The organism is Primorskyibacter marinus (genome assembly GCF_003313245.1).
GTDB lineage: Bacteria > Pseudomonadota > Alphaproteobacteria > Rhodobacterales > Rhodobacteraceae > Primorskyibacter > Primorskyibacter marinus.
Genome location: NZ_QJSD01000003.1, coordinates 96,318 through 112,772 on the forward strand (window position 1 = coordinate 96,318; position 16,455 = coordinate 112,772).

The 16,455-nt window shown below is 61.8% G+C and carries 15 protein-coding genes; 4 read left to right on the forward strand and 11 right to left on the reverse strand.

Translation table 11 applies throughout. The features are described 5' to 3' along the window. Nucleotides 1–142 precede the first annotated feature (142 nt). The 3 genes from DMZ65_RS07250 to DMZ65_RS07260 are packed head-to-tail and all read right to left on the reverse strand — an operon-like array spanning nt 143 to nt 3,935. The gene (locus DMZ65_RS07250) at nt 143–1,636 is read right to left on the reverse strand and encodes a phosphomannomutase/phosphoglucomutase (protein ID WP_232824921.1); all 1,494 of its coding nucleotides are present in this window, start codon (nt 1,634–1,636) and stop codon (nt 143–145) included. A 48-nt stretch (nt 1,637–1,684) separates the two neighbouring features. Next, complete coding sequence (locus DMZ65_RS07255; RefSeq protein ID WP_116598247.1) at nt 1,685–3,298, reverse strand: KpsE/RkpR family capsule polysaccharide export protein; 1,614 nt, start codon at nt 3,296–3,298, stop codon at nt 1,685–1,687. Next, the gene (locus DMZ65_RS07260; protein ID WP_116598248.1) at nt 3,276–3,935 is read right to left on the reverse strand and encodes an ABC transporter ATP-binding protein; all 660 of its coding nucleotides are present in this window, start codon (nt 3,933–3,935) and stop codon (nt 3,276–3,278) included. The genes DMZ65_RS07255 and DMZ65_RS07260 overlap by 23 nt, the downstream gene beginning before the upstream one ends. Before the next feature lie 275 nt (nt 3,936–4,210). Between DMZ65_RS07260 and DMZ65_RS07265 the strand changes: the two genes are divergently transcribed. Together DMZ65_RS07265 and DMZ65_RS07270 are read left to right on the forward strand one after the other, a co-directional pair. Then, on the forward strand, nt 4,211–4,804 hold the full coding sequence (locus DMZ65_RS07265; RefSeq protein WP_116598249.1) for a uracil-DNA glycosylase family protein: 594 nt from the start codon (nt 4,211–4,213) through the stop codon (nt 4,802–4,804). A gap of 188 nt (nt 4,805–4,992) precedes the next feature. Next, nucleotides 4,993–5,793 carry an SseB family protein gene (locus DMZ65_RS07270; protein WP_116598250.1) on the forward strand — a complete coding sequence of 267 codons (801 nt, stop codon included), beginning with the start codon at nt 4,993–4,995 and terminating at the stop codon, nt 5,791–5,793. 204 nt (nt 5,794–5,997) lie between these two features. Here DMZ65_RS07270 and DMZ65_RS07275 read toward each other — a convergent pair whose 3' ends face one another. From DMZ65_RS07275 to DMZ65_RS07300, 7 genes are all read right to left on the reverse strand, one after another. Beyond that, nucleotides 5,998–6,996: a P1 family peptidase gene (locus tag DMZ65_RS07275; RefSeq protein ID WP_116598251.1), complete on the reverse strand. Its 999-nt coding sequence runs from the start codon at nt 6,994–6,996 to the stop codon at nt 5,998–6,000. Between the two features lie 79 nt (nt 6,997–7,075). Further along, the gene (locus DMZ65_RS07280; RefSeq protein ID WP_116598252.1) at nt 7,076–7,816 is read right to left on the reverse strand and encodes an SDR family oxidoreductase; all 741 of its coding nucleotides are present in this window, start codon (nt 7,814–7,816) and stop codon (nt 7,076–7,078) included. Between the two features lie 41 nt (nt 7,817–7,857). Further along, entirely contained in the window at nt 7,858–8,022 is a 165-nt protein-coding gene (locus tag DMZ65_RS19440) for a DUF1294 domain-containing protein (protein WP_157960580.1), read from the reverse strand. Between the two features lie 78 nt (nt 8,023–8,100). Further along, nucleotides 8,101–9,708: an ABC transporter ATP-binding protein gene (locus DMZ65_RS07285; RefSeq protein ID WP_116598253.1), complete on the reverse strand. Its 1,608-nt coding sequence runs from the start codon at nt 9,706–9,708 to the stop codon at nt 8,101–8,103. Between the two features lie 26 nt (nt 9,709–9,734). Beyond that, on the reverse strand, nt 9,735–10,562 hold the full coding sequence (locus tag DMZ65_RS07290) for an ABC transporter permease (protein ID WP_116598254.1): 828 nt from the start codon (nt 10,560–10,562) through the stop codon (nt 9,735–9,737). Continuing rightward, nucleotides 10,559–11,503, reverse strand: coding sequence for an ABC transporter permease (locus tag DMZ65_RS07295; RefSeq protein WP_116598255.1), 945 nt, complete (start codon nt 11,501–11,503; stop codon nt 10,559–10,561). The genes DMZ65_RS07290 and DMZ65_RS07295 overlap by 4 nt, the downstream gene beginning before the upstream one ends. A gap of 141 nt (nt 11,504–11,644) precedes the next feature. Then, the gene (locus DMZ65_RS07300) at nt 11,645–13,123 is read right to left on the reverse strand and encodes an ABC transporter substrate-binding protein (protein ID WP_116598256.1); all 1,479 of its coding nucleotides are present in this window, start codon (nt 13,121–13,123) and stop codon (nt 11,645–11,647) included. Nucleotides 13,124–13,283: 160 nt separating this feature from the next. Here DMZ65_RS07300 and panB point away from each other — a divergent pair, with 160 nt between their 5' ends. Then, the gene (gene panB, locus DMZ65_RS07305) at nt 13,284–14,123 is read left to right on the forward strand and encodes a 3-methyl-2-oxobutanoate hydroxymethyltransferase (RefSeq protein ID WP_116598257.1); all 840 of its coding nucleotides are present in this window, start codon (nt 13,284–13,286) and stop codon (nt 14,121–14,123) included. Beyond that, the gene (panC, locus tag DMZ65_RS07310) at nt 14,120–14,980 is read left to right on the forward strand and encodes a pantoate--beta-alanine ligase (protein WP_116598258.1); all 861 of its coding nucleotides are present in this window, start codon (nt 14,120–14,122) and stop codon (nt 14,978–14,980) included. The genes panB and panC overlap by 4 nt, the downstream gene beginning before the upstream one ends. A 128-nt stretch (nt 14,981–15,108) precedes the next feature. On the opposite strand, the gene DMZ65_RS07315 is transcribed toward panC, so the two are convergent. Further along, the gene (locus DMZ65_RS07315) at nt 15,109–16,410 is read right to left on the reverse strand and encodes an acetylornithine deacetylase/succinyl-diaminopimelate desuccinylase family protein (protein ID WP_116598259.1); all 1,302 of its coding nucleotides are present in this window, start codon (nt 16,408–16,410) and stop codon (nt 15,109–15,111) included. Nucleotides 16,411–16,455 lie beyond the last annotated feature (45 nt).

Genomic DNA, 16,455 nt, shown 5'->3' on the forward strand with positions numbered 1-16,455 from the left:
CAAGCGCTGGAGGCTTGTCACCCGTCGCCGGCGGGGTGCGACATCGCAGTGCGGACAGGTTTGTGATTGTGCAGGGGACGGAGCGAGGGGCCAGCCCCTCGCGCTCCCCGGAGTATTTTGGCCAAGAAGAAGGTTGGCCGTATCAGAAGGTTTGGTCATAGGCACCGACGTCCGGCTCTGTGCGGATAATTGCGTCGATATCTTCGAAGATCGCGCGCAGATCCGCCTCGCTTCTGGTGCTTTCGCAGACGACCACGAGATTCGGTGTATTGGAGCTGGCGCGGACCAGCGCCCAGCTGCCGTCTTCCAGCAATACGCGCGCGCCGTTCACGGTGACGATACCGGAGATTGGCCGCCCGCCCAAGGTGCCGCCTGTTTCTGTCATCTCTTCCAGTCGGGTGACGATGCGGGCGAGGATGTCGCGCTTTTGCGTATCGGCGGCGAAGGGCGACAGTGTCGGGGTCGTCCATGTCTGCGGCAGAGCGCGGCGCAGATCCGAGATTTTCTTGTCGGGGTTGCGGTCCATCAGCTTGCAGATCTCAACGGCGACGCGGAGCCCGCAATCATAGCCGCGGCCCAGGGGTTCGGCCAGAAAGTAGTGGCCCGATTTTTCAAAACCGGCCAGCGCGCCCAGCTTTTTCACGCGTCGTTTCATGTGGCTGTGGCCGGTTTTCCAATAGTCGGACCGCGCGCCATTCTTCTGGAGCACGGGGTCCGAGGCGAAGAGGCCGGTGGATTTCACATCTGCCACGAACATGGCGCCCGGATACAGCCCTGACAGATCGCGCGCCATGATCACGCCCATCTTGTCGGCGAAAATTTCTTCTCCTTCGTCATCCACGACGCCGCAACGATCGCCGTCGCCATCGAAACCCAACGCCAGGTCAGCGTTGCTGTCGCACAGGCAGGTTGCCATGTCATGCAACATCTCCAGCGCCTCTGGGTTGGGGTTGTAATGCGGAAAAGTATAGTCGAGCGCGCAGTGTCTTTCGACCACGTCGGCACCGATACGGCGGAGCACTTCGGGCGCGAAGGCACCGGCAGTGCCATTGCCGGTGGCGCAAACCACGCGCAGCGGGCGAGTGAGGCGGAAGTCGCCAGCAAGATCGTCGAGATAGGCCTCGCGCACGCCTTCAACCACCTCCCATGAGCCACCCGGAGATGCGATGCCGCGGCCTTCCAGCACGATGTCGCGCAGCTCTGCCATGTCTTCGGGACCATGGGTCAGAGGGCGTTCAAACCCCATTTTCACTCCGGTCCAGCCGTTCGGATTATGTGACGCGGTGACCATCGCCACCGCAGGCACATCCAGATGAAACTGTGCGAAATAGGCCATTGGTGACACGGCCACGCCAATATCCAGCACCTTGATGCCAGCCTGCACCAACCCCAGTATCAGGGCGTTCTTCACCTCTTGCGAATAGGCCCGGTAGTCGTTGCCCACGGCGATCACCGGCGCGATCCCGCGCGTGTGCATCTGCGTGCCCAACCCCAGCCCGAGCGCCGTCATGCCAGGCAGATTAATCTCTGACGGGTATTTCCACCGCGCGTCATATTCACGAAAGCCGGTCGGTGCGATCATCGGCTGGCTGAAAAAGGCCCAACAGTTGGGCGTTACGGTTTCCAATGGCTTCATGGGATCACTTTCTGGATGTCGGGTGCCGCATCGGGACCGCAGGTTCGGTTAAGAGGAAATCTGTTCGCGCAGAATCGACGCGGTAAGAGAGATCATCAGATAAATTCCGCCAAAGATCAGGAATGCCAGCACGGTGTTTTCGAATTTGCGTGGATAGCTGGGATCTTCGGAGGCGACCGGCACAACGCTGGTGGTCAGGTAGCGTGCCTGACTGCTGGCATCGCGCCGCGAAGTTTCCAGCGTGACCAATGCCGATTGCAGCACCTCGTTGGCGGCGGCCAGATCAGCCTGCGCCAGTTGAATTTGCACGGCCAGTTCGGCCAATGAGTTTTCGCCCGAAACAGTTGCCGTCATTTGTGACCTGAGGTCCGCCAGCAATGCTTGGAGCCGCCGCACATCGCCGCGCGTGCCCTCGACCCGGCTGCTGTTGGGACGATCGTTGTCCAGAAGCGCCTGAAGTTCCAGTTGCTTTTCCTGCAACAGCACCTCGACATTGTTGATCTGCCCGCGCAGAGCGGCAATGCGTCCCTCGGGATCAAGGATCTGCCCTTCGTTCTGCATTCGAACCAGCCGTTCCTGGGCGTTGCGCCGTTCGGCCTGCGCCTTTTCCAGGGCCTGCTCAGCATCCTGCACGGCGTTGGACCGCTTGCGCAAAGACAGGTTATCAACCCTTTCTTCGGCATAGGCGATCAGGGCGCGGCTGAATTCAGCGCCGAGGACCGGGTCTGCGGCCACCACCTCCATCCGGATCACGCCTTCTGTGGGATCATAGCCGATCTCGATGTTGCGCTTGTAGACCTTGTAGGCCTGTTCGTTCGATGGGTCCGCTTCCAACCTCTGGATCGGGTCGATGGCCGGATCGCTGAAATGCGCCTTGAACCCTTCATCCTCATTCAGTCGCAGCATGGCGTCCTTTGATTGCAGATAGGATTGCACCGCGATCGCGTCCTGGTTGGTCGCGAATTGCGTGCCGCTGAAAAAGCTTGATCCGCCACCGCCACCGCCATCGGATTTCAGGATCAGAAATTCGGATTTCGTCGAGTACATGGGCGTGGCGATATTGTAGAAATAGTAGCCCACCAGAATCGTCGGCAGCAGCACGAAAAAAGCCAGCCGCGTCAACAGCAGGGCGGTCCGCCGCCGCCGCCGTTTTGCGATGTCGCGCTGAACCTTCATGATCTCGCGAGAGCGGCGTTCGGCCGGGCTGATCTCGGTCGAGGGCAGGGTATTGCCTTTTTCGGGCAGGGTTTGAGGCAGGTGCACGCGGTCGTCCGGCGATTTTTTGTCGGATGGCGGCACGCCTGCCCCGCCATCGCCCTCTGCTTCCGGGGCGGTGCGGCCCGCCATCACCAGTTCCAGGGTGTTTGCGCGGGAAAACGGATCAATCCCCTTGATGCGCAGCAGACGCACGGCATCGTGGTCGGTGGGTGGCGCAAGCCCGTGTTTCTGCGCAAGACGACGTGCCATGCGCAATTGTCGCCCGGTCAGCCCTTCTTGGCGTATCTCTTCCAGATCGGTCGAGCCCAGCGGGTTTTCATTCTGCTGCTCTGTTGGCGAAGGGGCTGCGCCTTCGGCAACGGCCTCTGTCTGCGCCGGCGGCTCATCGCCGGGGACAGGTCGCTGTGGAATGCGAAATTTTCTAGCCTTGGGTTTCGTAGTCATAAAGCTGCTTCGCCTCTTCCAAGGTTTCAAACATATGTAGCTGGCCATCCATCAAGACGGCAGCCTTGCGGGCGAATTTCTCCAGCACCTTGGCCTGGTGCGAGACGATGATGATCGTGGTTGTGCGCAATCTTTCCGCCAGAAGATCGCCTGCCTTGCGATTGAACGCCACATCCGTCGAATTCGGCATGCCCTCGTCGATCAGGTAGATGTCAAAATCCAGTGCCAGCATCAATGCAAAGGTGAACCGCGACCGCATGCCCGATGAATATGTCCCCAGGGGCTGGTCGAAATATTCCTCCAGCCCGCACAGCCAGCGACAGAAGGCTTCGACATAGTCGGGGTCCAGCCCGTAAAGCCGGGCGATGTAGCGCGAATTTTCCATTGCCGAGTGTTTGCCCACCACGCCGCCCATGAAACCCAGCGGAAACGACACCCGGCAGCTGCGGCGAATTTCCCCCTCATCGGGTTTTTCCAGCCCTGCCATCATCTTGATCAACGTGGTCTTGCCGGTGCCATTCGGCGCAAGAATGCCCAGGCTTTCGCCCAAGGGAACCTGGAACGAGACCTTGTCGAGGATCACCTTGCGTTGCGTGCCTGTCCAGAAGGACTTGCTCACATTGTCGAATTCCAGCATCGAATGCTCCGGCGCAAATGCGCTTTGCCTGTAGGGTGCCTGACCATATTGCACGAAACAGGTGTGTACACGGCCCTTATATGACGGTTTGGTTGATCAATTGGCAACATCCTGACGAATTGTTTCGATTGCAGACGTACATAACGCGGCGCAGGCGACGTTGGCACGGGGTTCTTTCTTGCCTGACATTGAAAAAACCAGCCGGCGCGATACGATTCAGGACAAGAGAACCCAACGATGATCTGAAAATGCACCGCACAACGCCAGGCGCCCATATGGCCACTGACCCGCCCTTGACCGATCAGATCCGCAATTGCACGATCTGCAAAGAACGTTTTCTTGCCACTGCCACGCGCCACACGCCACGTCCCGTTGCCTGGTTCCAGCCGGGCGTTCGCATACTTGTTGCCGGTCAGGCACCCGGCAAGCGGGTGCACGAAACCGGCCTGCCGTTTTTTGACCGGTCAGGTGACCGGTTGCGTGACTGGATGGGGATCGACAAAGACACGTTCTATGACACTGACCGGATCGGCGTGCTGCCGACAGCGTTTTGCTTTCCCGGCTATGATGCCAGGGGCGCGGATCTGCCGCCACCGCCGATCTGTTGGGAAACATGGCACGACCGCGCCCTGGAAGAGATCGGCGAGGTCAGCCTGACCCTGATTGTCGGGGGCTACGCAATCCGGCGACATCTCGGTTCAACCGCGCCGATGACGCAAGTGGTGGCCGGATGGCGCAGCCACGCCCCGGCCACATTCCCTCTGCCGCATCCATCCTGGCGCAATAATGCCTGGATAAAGCGCAACCCATGGTTTGAGGCCGAACTTCTTCCGGAATTGCAGGCTGCGGTGAAAAATGTCCTGACTTAGGCGACCAGGCAACACCCGCGACTTGGATGCGCCGATGGATTTCAGGCGATCCTCAGGATTCCTGACGCGACGGCGTGTCAGACAGGTTCCTCTTGTCGCAAAGCCAAAGGCGGAATACATCGTCGCGAAGTAGTGTGCCGGTTCCACCTCCCTTGTCGGAACCGTGCCAAAGCAGAATGAGGTTCGGGATGACTGAGACCACTCCGCTCGACGTCGCCCATGCGACCATGCAGGCCGCACCGCAGGACGACACCTTGCGTCTGAGCTTCTTCGAAACCCTCGCCTCGACAGAGCTGTTCCTGATGCTGACTGAAGAGGCCCAGGGCGACTCGATCTCGCCAGAGATCTTCGAGATTTCAGACAACGCCTTCGTTCTCATTTTTGATCGCGAAGATCGGCTTGCGGGATTTGTCGGCCGGGCCGTACCCTACGCCGCCCTGCCGGGCCGGGCCATTGCCGGACTTCTGGCGGGCCAGAATATCGGGCTGGGCCTGAACCTCGAAACCGCGCCTTCATCCATGTTGCTTCCCCCTCAGGCGGTGGACTGGCTGGCGCAAACCCTCGCCCACGCACCGCAGACCGCGCAAGGCAGGCCGCGCCAATTCCACGCCCCCACGGATGTGCCCGAGGCGCTGAACACGGCGCTTGATACCAAGCTGGCCAGCGCGGCGGGATTGGCGCAGGCCGCCTATCTGGTCGGCGTCACCTATGATGACAACCGCAAAACCCACCTTCTGGCATTCGCGGGGGCAGCGCAGGGGGCCGAGCACGCGCTTGCAGGCGCGGTCAATCAGACGCTCACCTTTTCGGGGATCGAAGCCGGGGCACTTGATATCGTCTTTCTGGCGCAGGATGACCCGATGCTTGGGCGTCTGATACCGCTCGCCCGCCCGTTTGACCTGCCCGCAACACAACCTGCGCCGTCTCGCCGTCAAGATGCTCCGGCAGCGCCGGGTTCGGACCCTGAAAAACCGCCAATCCTGCGGTAACCAATCGCGCGCGGTCGCCCAGAATCTCCGATCATGCTGTCAAAATTGTAAAAAATTGCCACCCGCAATCTTCGCATCACCACTGCGGGAACGTAAGAACGCGGTTCCAGCCGCGCTCATCGGTCTCCTTCTTCTTGGTAAAAATACTCCGGGGAGTGCGAGGGGCTGGCCCCTCGCTTCGGCGGCCATTCTTGGGGCCTGTTCTTATCTGCGATAGCACGGCAGCGCGTCGCCCGGCTTCGGCTCGGCTTCGTAGACACCCCGTGCAATGGCCCGCGACAGGCAAAGCGCGGCGGCGTGTCCAATCTCGGCCAGCCCCCCAACCGGATCTTCGAGCGGCCGGGCAGCAGTGGACGCGGCGAATACCAAGTCGCCATCCACCGGCGCATGGGCCGGCACGATGGCACGGCCTATCCCGTCATGTGCGGCCAAGGCCATGCGTTTCGCCTGTGTCTTGGTCAGGGCGGCATCGGTGGCAACAATGGCAATGGTCGTGTTTGCCCCCTGTGCGCCGCCGATCAACGCAGTCTTTCGACTGTCGGTCTTTCGGCCCAACCCGCGACGCAGGTCCGGGCCCAGCCCGCCGAACTCTGTGCCAATCTCGAACGGGGCGGCCCAGAAATGCCGCTCTCCATCGGTGGTAACCGATCCCATCGGGTTCACGGCCACCAGCGCGCCCACCGTCACGCCGTTGTCCAGCACCAGCGAAGCCGACCCCAGCCCGCCCTTGTGCATCGCTGTCAGCGCGCCGGTTCCCGCACCAAAGCTGCCCAGATCAAACGCCTGGCCCGTTTCTGCGTAGGCCTGTGCTCCGAGTGCCGGATAGGGATTTTCGGTCCAATCCTTGCACCCGCCATTCACCAGATCAAAAATGATCGCCGCAGGCACCAAAGGCACCCGTGCCGGGCCGACGGCAAAGCCGCGACCTTCCGCGCGCAACGCTTCCATCACGCCGGTCGCGGCGGCAAGGCCGAAAGCCGATCCGCCCGACAACACCAGCGCATCGACGGCAGGGGCAGTCTTGTCAGGCTCCAGAAGGTCGGTCTCGTGGCTGCCGGGCGCACCGCCCATGACGGCGTAGGAGGTCACGAAAGGCGCATCGGCCGTGAGCACCGTGGTGCCGGATTTCAGCACCTCGTCCTGCGCGTTGCCGACCCGCAGGCCGGTGACATCGGTGATCAGGTTTCGCGGTCCGGGGATCATGGAACAGCTCCGTGATAGGCGGGCGATGGCCCGCTGAACAAAAGGCACCGCGTCAAGCGCGGTGCGGGTGTCTCGTGGTTCAGATACAGCGCCCGCCATCGACTTCCATGCAGATGCCGGTGATCAGCCCGGCCTCGTCAGAGCACAGGAAGGCCGCTGCATTGCCCATGTCTTCGGGGGTGGAAAAGCGCCCCATCGGGATGCTCGACAGAAATTTCGCGCGCATCTCTGGCGTGTCTTCTCCCATGAAGCTGGCCAAGAGCGGCGTCTCGCCCGCGACCGGGTTCAACGCATTGACGCGGACGCCTTTGGGGGCCAGCTCTACCGCCATCGCCTTGGTCGCCGTGTTCACCCAGCCCTTGGATGCGTTGTACCAGTTCAGACGGGGGCGCGGGGACAGACCAGCGGTGGAAGAGATATTGAGGATCACACCCGCCCCCTGCGTCTTCATCAGGGGCACCGATGCGCGGGCGGCCAGGTAGATCGCCTTGCAGTTTACGGCAAAGACGCGGTCGAAATCCTCTTCCGTCACATCCTCCATAGCTGCGGGCAGATGCGTGACGCCGGCATTGTTCACCAGAATGTCGACCTTGCCGAAACTGGCCTGAGCCGCCGCGATCATCGCGTTGACGCTGGCACCATCGGCCACATCGACAGTGTGCGCCTTGCCACCGATCTCCTCGGCAATTTTTGCGGCCGCATCCGTATTGATGTCGGCCACCATGACGCGGGCACCCTCGGCGGCAAATTTCCGCGCGATCCCGGTGCCGAAGCCGGATCCGGCACCGGTGACGATGGCAGTCTTGTCGCGAAGCCGCATGGAATCCTCCTTTGGTCAGGACAGGTCAGGGGCAGGGTGGCTCAGCCGATAAACGCCACGATGTTCCAAGCAAGCGCGAGGTTCAAGGGCGAGGCAAGCGGTTGCTTGCGGGTCTTGTGTTGAAACATCATCTGTGCGGCGGTCAGGGCGGGGTCACTCTTTGCGGCATCCCCGTGTGCCCTGTCGCACAGAATGCTGTTGTCCATCGCGGGCTGACGGCAAGGCCCCCAATGACTGGACGGCAGAAGCCTGGGATCGGTACAGGCGCGAGACTGTAAGCCATGTCAGGCAGGGGCATGGCGCATTTCCGGGGGGATGTCCGGCAGGCGCGGGGCGGCGTCCAGCAATTGCCGTGTATAGGGGTGCTGCGGCTTCGTGTAGACCTGTCCGGTCGGACCATCCTCGACGATCTTGCCTTGGCGCATGACCAGAACGCGGTCGGTGATCGTGCGGACCACGGACAGGTCGTGGCTGATGAACAGATAGCTGAGCCGATATTGTCGCGACAGATCGGCCATCAGATCGAGTATCTGCGCACGGACCCGGACATCCAGGGCCGAGACCGCCTCGTCGAAGATGATCAGTTCCGGCCGGATGATCAACGCGCGGGCGATTGCGAGACGCTGTCTCTGCCCGCCGGAAAAGGCGTGAATGTACTTATCTGCATCGTCGGGCGACAGGCCCACGGCGGACAAAGCCTGGGCGATGCGGTCTTTTCGTTCGGCTGCGCCGGGTTGCTTTTCCAGCAGATGAAACGGTTCGGTGATCAGCTTGCCGACCCTGTGGCGGGGGTTGAAACTGCCATAGGGGTCCTGAAAGACCACCTGCATCTTGCGGCGGACCTCTGGATTGGGCCGCCCGTGCGAGAAGACCGGCGCGCCGTCCAGCGCGATCTGCCCTTCCTGAACCGGTTCCAACCCGAGGATAGCGCGGGTGAGCGTGGACTTGCCGCAACCGCTTTCACCGACAAGACCGATACGTTCCCCTGCCCGCAGGGTGAAGCTGACATTGTCGACGGCGCGAAACGTCTGGCGCGGGGCAAACGGAATGTGGCGCGGCAAAGGATAATCGCGCGATACCGAGTGGACCTCTAGCAGCGGTCGGGCGGCGGATGGCTGCGGCGGCAGCGACGCGCGGTGGCCGGACGCTGCAAACAATTGCCGTGTATAGGGGTGCTCCATCCGCGCAAAAAGCTGGCGTGTCGGTCCGGTTTCGACCACCTGGCCGTTCTGCATGACCGCAATCCGGTCTGCCATGTCGCTGACCACGGCCAGATCATGGGTGATCATCAGCAGCGCCATGCCTTCCTCGCGCACGAGACTCTTCAGCAGGTCAAGGATCTGCGCCTGCGTCGTGACGTCCAGCGCGGTGGTCGGCTCGTCCGCGATCAGAAGTTTGGGGCGCAGGGCAATGGCCATTGCAATCACGACGCGCTGGCGCTGCCCGCCGGACAGTTCATGCGGATAGCGGCCAAGCGGAAAGCGGTCCTGCGGCAGGCCGACACGCGCCAGCACCTCTGCCGCGCGGCTCCGGGCGGCCCTGCGGTTAGCTGCCGAGTGGATCAGGATTGTCTCGGCCACCTGATCGCCGATGGTCTGCACCGGGTTCAGCGCTGTCATCGGTTCCTGAAAAACCATGCCGATGTCATTGCCGCGAATCCGACACATCTGCGCTTCGGTCCTGGACAGAAGGTCGGCACCATCCAGTCGAAGGGTGCCGGTCGCCCGCATCCGTCCGGGCAACAGCCCCATGACCGCTAGGGCGGTCATCGACTTGCCTGATCCGCTTTCACCGGTGAGCGCCAAAATTTCCTTTCGCCGGAGGGTCAATGAAACGTCTTTCAGGATTGTCTTGCCAAAGAACGCCACATTCACCCCATCAAGGATGAGCATAGGTGTCGCGGAAGACGCGGAACCGGTCATGTCCGTGTGACCCGGATGCGCGGATCAAGCGCGTCGCGCAGCCCGTCACCCATCAGGTTCAGCCCCAGCACGGTCAGCACGATGGCAAGGCCGGGCACCAGCGCCAGATGCGGCGCAAAGCTGACCATGGTTTGCGCCTCTGCCAGCATCCGGCCCCAACTGGGCGTCGGCGGCTGCGCGCCAAGGCCCACATAGCTGAGGCCAGCCTCGGCAAGGATGCCAAGGCTGAACTGGATCGTCCCCTGCACGATCAGCAGGTTGGTGACGTTGGGCAGGATGTGTTCCACGCTGATGCGGGTCCGGGACTTGCCGCAGACGCGGGCGGCAAGGATGAATTCACGCTCCCACAAGCTAAGCGCGGCACCACGGGTCAGGCGGGCGAAGACGGGGATGTTGAAAATGCCGATGGCGATGATCGCGTTGATGGCCCCCGGCCCGGCAATGGCGGTGATCAGGATCGCGATGACAAGGCTGGGGAAGGCGAAGATCAGGTCATTGCCGCGCATGATGACCTCGTCCAGCCAGCCGCCTTTGCGCGCCGCTGCCGTCAATCCCAACGGGACACCCACGCCCATGCCGATCCCCACTGCGACAAGCGCCACGGCGATGGAGGTCCGCGCGCCGACCATGATCATCGAAAACACGTCCCGACCGAAATGATCCGTCCCCAGCCAGTAGGACGCGCCCGGTGGCTTCAGCTTTGCACCGATATTCAGGCTTTCGACATCAAAGGGCGTCCAGACGAACGAAATCAGCGCCAGCGCCACGAAAAACAGGCTAAGCGTGGCGCCAAGCAGCAGGTTACGGCTGTACCATAGGGTCATGTCCGCGCCCTCAGCCGCGGATCAACGGCGGCATAGGTCAGATCGACGGCAAAATTCACGACGATCACCGCAAAAACCAGCAACATGACGACGGATTCCACGACGATCAGATCGCGCTGGGTGATGGCCTGAAAAACCAGCCGCCCAAGGCCCGGCAGGAAGAACACCTGCTCGATGATGATGGCACCTGCCAGCAGGAAGGAAAATTGCAGCCCGATGATGGTCAGGACCGGGATCAGGGCGTTGCGCAACCCGTGCCGCCAGATCGCCTGACGCGCGCTTAGCCCCTTTGCGCGGGCCGTGCGCATGAAATCCTCGCCCAGAATGTCCAGCAGCGCGGATCGCATCACCCGTGTCAGGATGGCGGCCTGTGGCAGCGCAAGTGCGATGGCAGGCAGGGTCAGCGCCTTGAGCGCCAAGAGCGGATCATCCCACCCCGGAAAGCCGCCTGCCGAAAACCAGCGCAGGTTGATGGCGAAGACCAGCACCAGCATCATCGCGAACCAGAAATTCGGGATGGCGACGCCCAGCTGCGTGGTCCCCATAACACCCATGTCGCCAGCACTGCCGCGACGAGCGGCGGCGAACAGCCCGGCGGGAAAGGCGATCAACGTCGAAAGCGCCAGCGCCATCAGCGACAATGGCATCGAGACCCAGAACCGGTCGGCAATCATCTGCGCTACCGGCGTCCTGTAGGTATAAGACATGCCAAAATCGCCCGAGATCATGCCCGACAGCCAAGCGAAATACCGTGCGTATCTTGGCACGTCCAGGCCAAGCTCGGTGCGCAGCGCCGCGACGGTATCGGGCTGGGCGTTCAGCCCCAGCATGAACGAGGCCGGATCGCCGGGGGCCACCTCGACAACCAGAAAGATCACCAGACTGGCGACCAGCAGCGAGATTACCAAAGATGTCAGGCGCTTGAGAAGGTAGGTCAGCATCGTGTCATGCGACGCCGGACCGAAGCGCCACGAGATTTTTCAGCGCGGTGGATGGATCAGGTTGCGCTGAATTTGCGAACAGGCCGCATCCGCGCGCAACTACACGCGAATGGGCGAAGTATCGGGTGGAAACCATGCGGGTCATTCCGTCCAGCGCACCCCGGTCAGGTCTGTGGCTTGCGTCGGCTGGTTCTCCCACAGCCCGTCGATCTTGGCATTGGCGATGGTGGGAAAAGCCAGTTGGAACAGGTAGCCGTTGACGTGATCTTCGGCAATCATGCGCTGTGCGTCTTTCAGCAGGGCAGAGCGGGCATCCGGATCTGTTTCGGCGTTGAGCGTCTCCATGATCGTCACGAAGTCCGGCTTGCCGTATTGGAAATAATAGTCGGGCCGGGCATAGATGCCGATATCCATCGGCTCGGTATGGCTGACGATGCTCAGTCCGAAATTCTTGCCGCGAAAGACCTCTTCCAGCCATTGTGCCCATTCCAGATTGGTAATCTCGGTCTGGATGCCGACCTCGCGCAATTGCGCCGCGATGATCTCGCCGCCGCGCCGCGCATAAGAGGGCGGGGGCAGTTTCAGCGTTGTGGTGAAGCCATCGGCCAGTCCGGCCTCTGCCAGAAGTTGCCGGGATTTTTCGGGGTCAAAATTCGACAGATCAATCAGATCGACATAATTCGGATTGTGCGGTGCAAAATGCGTGCCAATGGGCGTGCCAAGGCCAAACATCGCGCCGTCGATGATCGCCTGACGGTCGATGGCATGGGCCACGGCTTTGCGCACCAGCGGATTGTCGAAGGGCGGTTGCTTGTTGTTCATCGCCAGAATGGTTTCGCCCTCGGTGGACCCGACGATGACCTGAAACCGCGGATCAGCTTCGAATTGCGGCAGGTTTTCGGGCGCAGGGAAGCCGACGAAAGCGTCCACATCCTCGGCCATGACGCTGGCAAAGGCCGCTGTCGGGTCCGAGATGAAGCGGAACGTGGCCGTTTCCAGCGCAGGCGCGTCACCCCAGTAGGCAGAGTTGCGTTCCATCTCGATCCGGTCGCCTTGCACCCAGTTGACGAATTTGAAGGCACCAGTGCCGATGGGACGGGATTTGATGTCGTCGATGCTTTCGGGTGCCACCATCACCGCGTCGCCCCATGCGAGGTTGAACAAAAGCGCGCCGGTGGGTTGGCTGAGCGTGACGCGCACGGTCAGCGGATCCACGACCTCGACCGTATCCATCGACTCGAACAGGGCTTTTTGTGCGTTGGTGCTGTCCTCGGCGCGGGCGCGATCAAGGCTGAACTTGACGTCGCTCGCCTCGAACTCTGTGCCGTCGTGAAAGGTCACGCCCTCTTGCAGATGGAAGGTGTAGGTCAGCCCGTTTTCGGAAATCTCCCAGTCTTTGGCCAAACCGGGAATGACGGCCCCATCTGCGTCGAACCGTGTCAGCCCTTCGAAGACGTTGGAGTACAGAACCGAGTCGATGGCACCCGCCGCCGCACTGGTCGGATCAAGATGCGGAGGCTCCAATTGCATGGCAACGGTGATGTCGGTCTGGGCCGCATGGGCCGCCGCGCCCGCACAGATTGAAATGGCCGCAAAGGCCCCGAGGTTCAGTCGCTTCATCGTCGTTCACTCCGCTGTCTTGGGCCGTAAGATCCTCTGTCAGCAGTAAGTGTTGACGCGAATCGCAGCATGATCAAGCGGATGCTGCATTTGTGCAGTAGCAAGATGGTGCAGGATTTGCTATTTCGCACATGCAGCATCTCAGGCGGAGGAAACCAGGATGAGCGCTACAGCAGCCAAGAAAAGACCGTTGCCCGTTGATATCCGGGCACGCAAGGGCGGCGTACCACTGGTCAGCCTGACCGCCTACACCACCCCGATGGCGCAGGTCATGGACGCGCATTGCGACTTTGTTCTGGTGGGGGACAGCGTCGGTATGGTGCTGCACGGGCTGCCCTCGACACTGGGCGTGACGATGGAGATGATGATCCTGCACGGGCAGGCGGTGGAGCGCGGATTGGAACGGGCGATGATGGTGATCGACATGCCGTTCGGATCCTATGAGGAAGGCCCGGCACAGGCATTCCGCAACGCCGCGCGCCTGATGGCCGAAACCGGCGCAGGCGCAGTGAAGCTGGAAGGCGGGCAGGCCATGGCCGACACCATCGGCTTTCTTGTTACGCGCGGGATTCCGGTGATGGCGCATATCGGGCTGACCCCGCAATCGGTGAACACGCTGGGCGGTTACCGTGTGCAGGGGCGCGACACGGAAGGCGAGGCAGTGGTGGCGGATGCGCGTGCCGTGGCGGATGCCGGTGCCTTCGCGGTCGTGCTGGAAAAGGTGCCGCAGGGGCTGGCGGACCGGATCACGGCGGATATTCCGATCCCGACGATTGGCATCGGGGCATCGGCGGGCTGTGACGGGCAGATCCTTGTCGTCGATGACATGCTGGGGCTGTTCACGGCCTTCAAGGCGAAATTCGTGAAACGCTATGCCGCGCTGGGCGAGGATGCAGAGGCCGCCGTTGCCGCCTATGCCGAAGAGGTCCGCGCACGGGACTTTCCCGCGCCCGAGCATGTGTTCGCCGACACGACGCCCGTGAAGGCACGCCATTCATGAGCGGCGTGCCGATTCTTCGCAGCCGCACGGATTTGCAGAAGGCGGTGCGAGGCTGGAAGGCAGCCGGAGAGGTTGTCGGGGTGGTGCCGACCATGGGGGCGTTGCATCAGGGGCATCTCAGCCTTGTCCGCGCGGCAAAGGAAGTGTGCGACCGGGTCGTGGTGACTCTGTTCGTCAATCCCAAGCAGTTCAACAACCCCGAGGATCTGGAGAATTACCCCCGTACTGAAGCGGGTGATGCGGCGAAGCTGGCCCCCTTCAAGGTGGACGTGTTGTACGTTCCTGATGGCGGGCAGATGTATCCGGATGGTTTTGCCACCACCGTATCGGTCGAAGGGCTGACGAATGTGCTGTGCGGGGCGCATCGGCCCGGACATTTCGACGGTGTGGCAACAGTCGTGACCAAGCTGTTTTTGCAATCCGGCGCCGACAAGGCGTTTTTCGGGGAAAAGGATTACCAGCAATTGCAGGTCGTCACACGTCTGGCGCGCGATCTGGATATTCCGGTCGAGGTTGTGGGCTGCCCCACGATCCGCGAGGAGGACGGGTTGGCCATGTCGTCGCGCAACCTGTTGCTGTCCGACCGCGCGCGCATCCCTGCACCGGTGCTGCACGAGGTCATGCAGGATGTGGCCAAAGGCTTGTCGCGGGGCAAGGCCTTCGGTGAGTTGAAAGCCGCCGCAGAAGCCCGCATTCTGAGCGCAGGATTTACCAAAGTGGACTACTTCGATCTGCGCGCCTGTGACGATCTTTCGGTTCTGGATGCCCCGGACCGTCCGGCACGTCTGCTGGCGGCGGCGTGGCTGGCCGGCGTTCGGTTGATCGACAATATTGCGGTTCCGGCACTTCTGGACTGACGGCAAGTGTGGAAAGTCCGGGAGCGAGGGGCCAGCCCCTCGCGCACCCCGGAGTATTTTTGCCAAGAAGAAGGGCAGGGCGCGGGCCCTCTGTCAGGTTGCCTGGTTTGGTCGTGGCGGCGGCGGGGTCAGGGCACCAGCAGGGTTCGGAGGCTATGGGCCATCACCTTGGCGCTGTCGATCATGTCATCGACGCCGATCCATTCGTCAGGTTTATGGGCGAGTTCCAGCACGCCGGGGCCATATGCTATGCAGTTTTTCAGCTTGCCGATCCGGTCGATATGCTTCTGGTCATAGCTGCCGGGTGAGGCGACATAGGTCGGGTCTTTGCCCATCACCGTGCGGATCGCGGCCTCGACCGTGGTGACGACGGGTGCCGCACGGTTGGTCATGGACGGGATCACGCGGTTGATCTCGCGTAGGGCGTAATCAAAGTCCGGGCGCGTGGCTTTCAGCCCTTCAAGAAGGTCGGTGATTTCTGCCTGGACGGAGTCTGCGTTCTCCTCGATCAGAAAGCGGCGGTCGATCACGATGCGGCAACTGTCCGGGACACAATGAGCGGGCAAGCCGGTGTAATCGGACGATTGTTCGGGTTGCCCGCCATGGATCGAATTGATGTTCATGGTCGATTGTCTGGCACCATCCGGAACCACGGGCATATCAGTGTATCGCGCGGCCATGGCAGGGAAAAGCGTCTCCTCAAACGCATCAAGGATCGCCCCCATGTGTCGGATCGCACAATCGCCGAGAAAAGGCATGGAGCCATGCGCGATCTCGCCCTTGGTCTCGATTTCGGCCCACCAGCCGCCGCGATGCCCCAAACAGATCCGATCCTTGTTGAGCGGTTCGGGGATGATAACGTGCTGCACACGCGACGGGTCGAAAAAACCCTGTTCGGCGAGATAGGCCACGCCGCCGTAACCGCCGGATTCTTCGTCCGCCGTGCCCGAAATTTCGATGGCACCGGCGAAATCGGGGCATTCGGCAAGAAATGCCTCTGCCGCGATGATGGACGTGGCGAGGCCGCCCTTCATGTCGCAGGCCCCGCGACCGTAGATGCGCCCGTCGCGCAGTTCGCCGCCGAACGGATCGCAGGTCCAGCCCTGGCCGACCTCGACCACATCGGTGTGGCTGTTGAAATGCACGCAATCCCCGGCGCGCGCGCCTTCGCGACGGGCCACGATGTTCCAGCGTGGAAAGTGGTCGCTGTCTCCGGGTGCGCCGGTCGCGCGGATCAGTTGCGTTTCAAATCCCGAAGCCTTGAGGCGACGGTCCAGGTAGTCACAGATTGCGGCATAGTTCTCGCCCGGCGGATTCAGCGTGGGAATGCGGATCAGATCCTGAGCAAGCGCGATCAACGCGTCCCGCATGCCGTCGATCCGGTCAGAAAGGTGCACGCCCAGAACAATGTCAGTGCTGGTATCCGCCATGAAATGCCTCCCGAACGGTGGGGTGTGATGTCCAGTGTCTCTGCC

What these genes read in the sequence shown, in the direction of transcription:
- DMZ65_RS07250 (WP_232824921.1), bottom strand. Translation starts at nt 1,636, where the DNA reads ATGAAGCCATTGGAAACCGTAACGCCCAACTGTTGGGCCTTTTTCAGC.
- DMZ65_RS07255 (WP_116598247.1), bottom strand. Translation starts at nt 3,298, where the DNA reads ATGACTACGAAACCCAAGGCTAGAAAATTTCGCATTCCACAGCGACCT.
- DMZ65_RS07260 (WP_116598248.1), bottom strand. Translation starts at nt 3,935, where the DNA reads ATGCTGGAATTCGACAATGTGAGCAAGTCCTTCTGGACAGGCACGCAA.
- DMZ65_RS07265 (WP_116598249.1), top strand. Translation starts at nt 4,211, where the DNA reads ATGGCCACTGACCCGCCCTTGACCGATCAGATCCGCAATTGCACGATC.
- DMZ65_RS07270 (WP_116598250.1), top strand. Translation starts at nt 4,993, where the DNA reads ATGACTGAGACCACTCCGCTCGACGTCGCCCATGCGACCATGCAGGCC.
- DMZ65_RS07275 (WP_116598251.1), bottom strand. Translation starts at nt 6,996, where the DNA reads ATGATCCCCGGACCGCGAAACCTGATCACCGATGTCACCGGCCTGCGG.
- DMZ65_RS07280 (WP_116598252.1), bottom strand. Translation starts at nt 7,816, where the DNA reads ATGCGGCTTCGCGACAAGACTGCCATCGTCACCGGTGCCGGATCCGGC.
- DMZ65_RS19440 (WP_157960580.1), bottom strand. Translation starts at nt 8,022, where the DNA reads ATGGACAACAGCATTCTGTGCGACAGGGCACACGGGGATGCCGCAAAG.
- DMZ65_RS07285 (WP_116598253.1), bottom strand. Translation starts at nt 9,708, where the DNA reads ATGCTCATCCTTGATGGGGTGAATGTGGCGTTCTTTGGCAAGACAATC.
- DMZ65_RS07290 (WP_116598254.1), bottom strand. Translation starts at nt 10,562, where the DNA reads ATGACCCTATGGTACAGCCGTAACCTGCTGCTTGGCGCCACGCTTAGC.
- DMZ65_RS07295 (WP_116598255.1), bottom strand. Translation starts at nt 11,503, where the DNA reads ATGCTGACCTACCTTCTCAAGCGCCTGACATCTTTGGTAATCTCGCTG.
- DMZ65_RS07300 (WP_116598256.1), bottom strand. Translation starts at nt 13,123, where the DNA reads ATGAAGCGACTGAACCTCGGGGCCTTTGCGGCCATTTCAATCTGTGCG.
- panB (WP_116598257.1), top strand. Translation starts at nt 13,284, where the DNA reads ATGAGCGCTACAGCAGCCAAGAAAAGACCGTTGCCCGTTGATATCCGG.
- panC (WP_116598258.1), top strand. Translation starts at nt 14,120, where the DNA reads ATGAGCGGCGTGCCGATTCTTCGCAGCCGCACGGATTTGCAGAAGGCG.
- DMZ65_RS07315 (WP_116598259.1), bottom strand. Translation starts at nt 16,410, where the DNA reads ATGGCGGATACCAGCACTGACATTGTTCTGGGCGTGCACCTTTCTGAC.